This window comes from Tessaracoccus sp. ZS01, from assembly GCF_022342445.1.
Taxonomy (GTDB): domain Bacteria; phylum Actinomycetota; class Actinomycetes; order Propionibacteriales; family Propionibacteriaceae; genus Arachnia.
This window is the reverse complement of record NZ_PQFE01000014.1, coordinates 70,815-76,814: the sequence shown is the minus strand read 5'-3', so window position 1 is coordinate 76,814 and position 6,000 is coordinate 70,815. Positions and strand designations below refer to the sequence as shown.

Genomic DNA, 6,000 nt, shown 5'->3' with positions numbered 1-6,000 from the left:
GGCTGACGGTGGCGGGGGCCCCGTCGCGGGTGAGGCCCGTGACCGCCAGCGCTTCCCGGTGGAACACGGAGATCAGGAAGCCGCCGGCGAGCAGTACACCAACCACGAGCCAGGTGATCACCCACTCCGCGACGCGTCCACGGCTCCGCACACCGACCTCCAAAGGGGTATCCTGCAGGGACCCGCAACGATGCGCGGGCAACGACACCAATCATAGGAGTGCCCAAGTGAGCGAAGACGCGCCTGTTGGTCTGCGGCCGATCGATCCCAGCCGTCGGGTCCTGTTCGACGTCACTGTGGAGATCCCCAAGGGCACCAAGAACAAGTACGAGATGGACCACAACACCGGCCGCCTCCGTCTGGACCGCGTGCTGTTCACCTCGACGCAGTACCCCTATGACTACGGGTTCGTGGAGGGCACGCTGGGCCTCGACGGCGACCCGCTCGACGCCATGGTCATCGGTGCTGATCCCACCTTCCCCGGCTGCCTCATCGAGTGCTACGCCGTGGCGATGTTCCGCATGACGGATGAGATGGGCGGCGACGACAAGGTGCTGTGCGTGGCCACTGCGGACACCCGCCGTGCCAACATCACCGATCTCGCTTCAGTGCCGGAGCACATGCTGCTCGAGATCGAGCACTTCTTCTCGGTGTACAAGGACCTGGAGCCCGGCAAGTCGGTCGAAGGCGCCACCTGGACCAGCCGCGCAGAGGCCGAGGCCGAGGTGCATGCATCGTTCGAGCGCGCCAAGGGCACGCCCTACGAGCACCACCACGTCAACCTGGCCTAGTCAGCCGGTCAACGCCCCCATCCAGGCGGCCAGCAGGCAGCCTGCGATGGTGACCAGTGAGTAACTGACGGCGATCCCCGGCCGCCTGCGCCCGAATTCGCGGGCGGCCTGCCAGCAGGCTGACGAGAAGGTGGTGAAGGCACCGCAGAACCCGGTGCCCACCACTGCCAGCCAACTGCCTGAGAGATGCACCGACGCGGCGCCCAGGATGAAGGAACCGGCGAGGTTGACCCCCAGGGTCGCCTTCCACGGCGCCCAGCGCCGGGCGACGATGACGTCGACGCCGGCCCGGGCCGCTGCACCGAACCCGCCGGCCAGGCAGATGAGCCAGATCACCTGTGTTCCCGCACCGTGATCCGCCACCCGGCGAGATGGCCCATCCCGGCCGCGAAGACACCGAAGGCCGTCTCCAGCACCGCGATCAGCACGCCTCCCACGGACAACGACTGCAGGGCCAGCGTGGACCACGAGGTGAACGACGCCACCCCGCCCACGGCGAGGAACAGCCGCACCAGGGTGACCCGGCGTCGGTAGAGGCCCGAGATGAGGCCGAGCACGAAACAGCCGAGCAGGTTGATGGCCGCCAGGGCGATCACCTCATGCCCGATGAGGTTGAGGATTCCCAGCCGCAGCCCCGTGCCGAGCGCGCCACCCGCGAAGACCGCCACGGCCCTCGCCCACCATCTGTCCACCATTTCTGCAGCCATCGCTGGCAAGGATAACGCCTGGGGTTTGTGGGAAACTGGCCAGATGCCCCGTTATCTGATGCTGCGCACCCCGTCTGCCAACCGTGTCTACGCCGGCGAATCCGGGCCGCTGACCGCCGCAGAGCTCGAGATCACCGCGCCGTTCGCCACGGAGATCGAAGAGCAGGACATCGCTGGCGTCGGCTACCTGGCGTTCCAGGCGCCTGAGCTGAACGAGGGGCAGTTGGCCACCGTCGCACGGCAGTCGGCGGCGTTCGCCCTCTTCGAGGACGCTACACCTGAGGGCCTCCTCCGTCCCGTGGCGATGCCCAGGCCGTTCCTGTTCGACGACGACCTCGTCACCATCCCGAAGTACCAGGGCAAGACCAACGAGCAGTTCACCCAGCTGCTGCTGAGCGTGACGCTGGCCGCGATCACCCGCGAACCGACGGGGCCCCGGCAGATCCTCGACCCCCTGGCGGGGCGCGGCACCACCCTGTCGATGGCCCTGCTGCTGGGTCACGACGCGTTCGGCGTGGAGGGCGACGCCAAGGCCTTCGAGATGATGGCGTCCTTCTACAAGACGTACCTGCGCCGCAGCCGGATCAAGCACGTCGCCGACACCACCCCGGTGCGGCGCGAGGGCAAGAACGTGGGCAAGCGCTTCGACGCGGAGATCACCACGCCGGAGGGCAAGAGCGTCCTCACGGCCTTCACCGGCGACACCAGGGACTCCGCCGCCCTGTTCGGCAAGAAGCGCTTCGACGCGATCGTGGCCGACGCCCCCTACGGCATCGCGCACGGCTCGACCACCGACGTCAGGGGCGTGTCCGGCAAGCGCGACCGCTCTCCGGCCGGGCTCCTCAAGGAGGCCATCCCGGTGTGGGCCGGGCAGTTGATGCACGGCGGCGCGCTGGGGCTGTCCTGGAACACCTTCGGCCTCTCCCGGGAGGACCTCGCGCACCTGCTCACCACCAACGGCCTCACAGTCCAGGCCGGCGGCGCCTGGGAGCGCTTCGCGCACCGCGTCGACTCCGCCATCAAGCGCGACCTCATCGTCGCCGTCAAGCGCTGACCTTCGGAGGGAGATTTCTGCCACATCGAGCCACCAAGGGCCGATGAGGCAGAAATCTCCCTCGTTCTCCCAGGCGTAGAGTGGCCGGATGAGACGACTGGTCCTGATGCGGCACGCCCACACCGAGCCCACCAACGTCCACGGCGACAAGGCCAGGCGCCTGACCCCGCGCGGCATCCAACAGGCGCAGGACACGGGCGTCGAACTGCGTGCCCTCGGCGTCGACCACGCGCTGGTCTCGGCTGCGGAGCGCACCCGTCAGACCTTCGCGGCACTCGGCCTGGACGTCCCGGCCGAGTTCCAGGACGCCCTCTACCACCAGGGCACCGAGACGATCATCCAACGGATCTCCGAGACCGACGACGACGTGCAGGCGCTCCTGGTGGTCGGCCACGCACCCACCATCCCCAGCCTCGTGGCCGAGCTCGCCTATGCCAGCAACCGCGCCGCGGCCGACGACGCCCAGTGCCACTTCCCCACCTCCTCCTACTCCGCGTTCTCCTTCGACGGGACTTGGGCGGATCTGGCCGACGGCGACTTCGGCCACGTGCGGCTCGATCACCTCGAGCGCCGCTGAGGTAACGCCACCGCAACAACCGCGACCCAGGGTTGAAACCCAGGGCCCGGATCGCTAACGCGTTCGTTACCCTGCGGTGCCCACGGCCGAAATGTGCCACCACGAGGATTCGTTGACATGGAACTCCTCGAAATTGATACCGGCGACACAGCCTGGGTCCTCATCAGCGCAGCGCTGGTGCTCCTCATGACGCCTGCCCTGGCGTTCTTCTACGGCGGCATGGTCAGAGCCAAGTCCGTCCTCAACATGCTCATGATGTCGATCGCCACCATGGGGGTCGTCGGGGTCCTGTGGATCGTCGTCGGCTTCTCGATGTCGTTCGGCAACGACATCGGCGGCGGCCTGCTCGGCAACCCGTTCGAGTACGCCTTCCTGAACGGGCTGATGTCGCCTGATGCTGTCGTCGGCACCATCCCGACGGCCGTCTTCGCCGGCTTCCAGGGCGCCTTCGCGATCATCGCGGTGGCCCTGATCTCCGGCGCGGTGGCCGACCGGATGAAGTTCTCCGCCTGGCTCGTGTTCTCGGCTGTGTGGGCACTGCTGGTCTACTTCCCGGCCGCGCACTGGGTCTTCAGCTTCGACGACAGCGTCAGCGCCGAGGGAGGGTTCATCGCCAACTCCATCCAGGCCATGGACTTCGCCGGCGGCACCGCCATCCACATCAACGCCGGCGCGGCCGCGCTGGCACTGGCCCTCGTGCTGGGGCCGCGACTGGGCTTCGGCAGCGTGCCGATGCGCCCGCACAACCTCACCCTGGTGATGCTGGGTGCCGGGCTGCTGTGGTTCGGCTGGTTCGGGTTCAACGCAGGCTCGGCGCTGAGCGCCGGCACGCTCGCCGGTGTCGCCTGGGTCAACACCCTCGCCGGTGCTGCGGCGGCGATGCTGGGCTGGCTCCTGGTGGAGCGGCTCCGCGACGGCCACGCCACCTCGCTCGGCGCCGCGTCGGGCATCGTGGCCGGCCTGGTCGGCATCACGCCGGCCGCGGATTCGGTCAGCCCGCTGGGCGCGCTCATCATCGGCCTGCTGGCCGGCGTGGCCTGCGCCTACGCCATCAGCCTGAAGAACCGCCTCGGCTACGACGACTCGCTCGACGTGGTGGGCGTCCACCTCGTCGGCGGCCTCGTGGGCACCCTGGCCATCGGCCTGCTGGCCGACCCGGCCTCCCCGGCCGAAACGGCCGGCCTGCTCTACGGCGGAGGGGTCGACCAACTGTGGCGGCAGACGCTGGGCGCCACCGTGGTGCTGGTCTACTCCTTCGCGGTGACGTACGCCATCGCCAAGGTGATGGACCGGGTCATGGGGCTGCGCGTCCCGGAGTCCGCCGAGACCCACGGCATCGACACCGCCGTGCACGCTGAGACCGGCTACGACCTCAGCCACGTCGGCTACTCCACCTACGGCGTCAAGCAGACGCTGATCGTTCCTGTCCGAGAGGATGCCCGTTCATGAGGCTCGTCACCGCCATCGTCCAGCCCACCATGCTCACCGCCGTCCAGATCGCCCTGGCGCACCACGGCGTCGCCGGCATGACCGTCACCGAATGCTCGGGCTACGCCCGGCAGCGTGGGCACAAGGAGTTCTACCGCGGCGCCGAGTACACGATCGACTTCATCACCAAGGTGAAGATCGAGGTGCTCGTGGAGGACGCCGAGGCCGAGGCGGTGATCGGGGTGATCACCGAATCCGCCCGCACCGGCTCCGTCGGCGACGGGAAGGTGTGGTCCACCATGGTCGACGAGGTGGTCCGCATCCGCACCGGCGAGAGCGGCGCGGCCGCCGTCTAGCCGGTCACGAAGGGGAACGCGGCGAACTGCTTCTCGAGCCTGGTGGCCGTCGCCGGCGTGATGTCGGTGAACGCATCGATCTCGAACTGCCGCTTCCCCGGACGGCCACTCCTCGTCCACACGCCCACCACCGTGCCGCCGATCACCACCGAACGCTTGAACACCCCGTTGTTGCCGGGGACGAGCCGCTGGTGGTGGTCGGCGGTCATGGCGAACAGGCGGTCCTGGTAGCCGAGGACGAACTCATCGAAACCGGGCAGCAGCAGCGGCGCTGACGTGGCCCGGCCCAATTCCCGGGTCTCTTCGAGGAGCCCCGGACGCCAGTAGCTGGCCTCCTCCGCCCCGTCGGTCTCGAACTCGCCGACGATGAGCGCCAGGCCCCGCCTGATCTGGGCCAGCGTCAATTTGGTCCACCACGCGAAGTCGCGCACCGTGGCCGGCCCGTGGGAGGTGAGGTAGCGGCGCAGGAGTTCTGCGGTAGCCGCCTCGAGGTCGCCGTTGAAGCGGCTCTCCAGATCTGTGCCCGGCGGGAGCCAGCCGTCGGCCAACACGACGTCCTGCTCGGTGCCGTTCCACGGCCCGTAGACGACGGTGCCCTCGGCGATGAGGTGGAACAGCAGGTGATATCCGCGCCCCCCTTTGGTGCGCAGGCCGTGCTCGTCCCAGAGCTCGAACAACTCCGCCCGGGAGAAGGGCTCCACGAGCAACCCGACGGCGAGGTCGCGCGCACGGCCCAGCTGCTGCTGGTCCAGTTCGAGTTGCTGCTTGCGCCTGTCCGCCGCCCGGATGGAGGGCCACGAGCACAGTTGCGTGATCCAGGCCGCGTCCGCCGCGGGCATCAGGAAGACCGTGCCGCGCATGGGGTAACCCCGCACGATCCGGGCCTCGTTGAGGTCCGTCAGCACGTCGTCCACCGAGTTCGACGGGGTACGCAGCGCCGCCGACGCCAACACGCCCGGAAGGTCCTGGCCCTGCATGGCGCCGAACGCGGTGAGGGCGTCAACCGGAGACGGGTAGGGACGGGTGATCAGCCCCTGGGCGACGAGGCGGCTTCTGCCGAGCGTGGATGCCATGCGCCCCAGTATTC

At 68.7% G+C, this 6,000-nt stretch carries 8 protein-coding genes; 5 read left to right on the top strand and 3 right to left on the bottom strand.

The window, feature by feature from the left end; translation table 11 throughout:
- The first annotated feature begins 251 nt into the window (after nt 1-251).
- Nucleotides 252-791 carry an inorganic diphosphatase gene (locus C3E87_RS11670; RefSeq protein ID WP_076063066.1) on the top strand — a complete coding sequence of 180 codons (540 nt, stop codon included), beginning with the start codon at nt 252-254 and terminating at the stop codon, nt 789-791.
- Here C3E87_RS11670 and C3E87_RS11665 read toward each other — a convergent pair whose 3' ends face one another.
- Together C3E87_RS11665 and C3E87_RS11660 are read right to left on the bottom strand one after the other, a co-directional pair.
- Nucleotides 792-1,127, bottom strand: a complete 336-nt coding sequence (locus C3E87_RS11665; protein ID WP_083665618.1) for a CrcB family protein — start codon at nt 1,125-1,127, stop codon at nt 792-794. It lies immediately after the preceding gene.
- Complete coding sequence (locus C3E87_RS11660) at nt 1,124-1,498, bottom strand: CrcB family protein (protein WP_143571017.1); 375 nt, start codon at nt 1,496-1,498, stop codon at nt 1,124-1,126. The genes C3E87_RS11665 and C3E87_RS11660 overlap by 4 nt, the downstream gene beginning before the upstream one ends.
- Nucleotides 1,499-1,541: 43 nt before the next feature.
- On the opposite strand from C3E87_RS11660, the gene C3E87_RS11655 reads away from it, so the two are divergent.
- From C3E87_RS11655 to C3E87_RS11640, 4 genes are all read left to right on the top strand, one after another.
- The gene (locus tag C3E87_RS11655) at nt 1,542-2,552 is read left to right on the top strand and encodes a TRM11 family methyltransferase (RefSeq protein WP_076063050.1); all 1,011 of its coding nucleotides are present in this window, start codon (nt 1,542-1,544) and stop codon (nt 2,550-2,552) included.
- Between the two features lie 88 nt (nt 2,553-2,640).
- Nucleotides 2,641-3,129 (top strand): histidine phosphatase family protein, encoded by a 489-nt coding sequence (locus C3E87_RS11650; protein WP_076063047.1) that lies wholly within the window; start codon nt 2,641-2,643, stop codon nt 3,127-3,129.
- Nucleotides 3,130-3,246: 117 nt separating this feature from the next.
- Nucleotides 3,247-4,578 carry an ammonium transporter gene (locus tag C3E87_RS11645; RefSeq protein ID WP_076063045.1) on the top strand — a complete coding sequence of 444 codons (1,332 nt, stop codon included), beginning with the start codon at nt 3,247-3,249 and terminating at the stop codon, nt 4,576-4,578.
- Nucleotides 4,575-4,913, top strand: coding sequence for a P-II family nitrogen regulator (locus tag C3E87_RS11640; RefSeq protein WP_076063044.1), 339 nt, complete (start codon nt 4,575-4,577; stop codon nt 4,911-4,913). The genes C3E87_RS11645 and C3E87_RS11640 overlap by 4 nt, the downstream gene beginning before the upstream one ends.
- On the opposite strand, the gene C3E87_RS11635 is transcribed toward C3E87_RS11640, so the two are convergent.
- Entirely contained in the window at nt 4,910-5,986 is a 1,077-nt protein-coding gene (locus C3E87_RS11635; RefSeq protein ID WP_076063042.1) for a winged helix DNA-binding domain-containing protein, read from the bottom strand. The genes C3E87_RS11640 and C3E87_RS11635 overlap by 4 nt on opposite strands.
- Nucleotides 5,987-6,000: the final 14 nt, after the last annotated feature.

What these genes read in the sequence shown, in the direction of transcription:
- C3E87_RS11660 (WP_143571017.1), bottom strand. Translation starts at nt 1,498, where the DNA reads ATGGCTGCAGAAATGGTGGACAGATGGTGGGCGAGGGCCGTGGCGGTC.
- C3E87_RS11655 (WP_076063050.1), top strand. Translation starts at nt 1,542, where the DNA reads ATGCCCCGTTATCTGATGCTGCGCACCCCGTCTGCCAACCGTGTCTAC.
- C3E87_RS11650 (WP_076063047.1), top strand. Translation starts at nt 2,641, where the DNA reads ATGAGACGACTGGTCCTGATGCGGCACGCCCACACCGAGCCCACCAAC.
- C3E87_RS11645 (WP_076063045.1), top strand. Translation starts at nt 3,247, where the DNA reads ATGGAACTCCTCGAAATTGATACCGGCGACACAGCCTGGGTCCTCATC.
- C3E87_RS11640 (WP_076063044.1), top strand. Translation starts at nt 4,575, where the DNA reads ATGAGGCTCGTCACCGCCATCGTCCAGCCCACCATGCTCACCGCCGTC.
- C3E87_RS11635 (WP_076063042.1), bottom strand. Translation starts at nt 5,986, where the DNA reads ATGGCATCCACGCTCGGCAGAAGCCGCCTCGTCGCCCAGGGGCTGATC.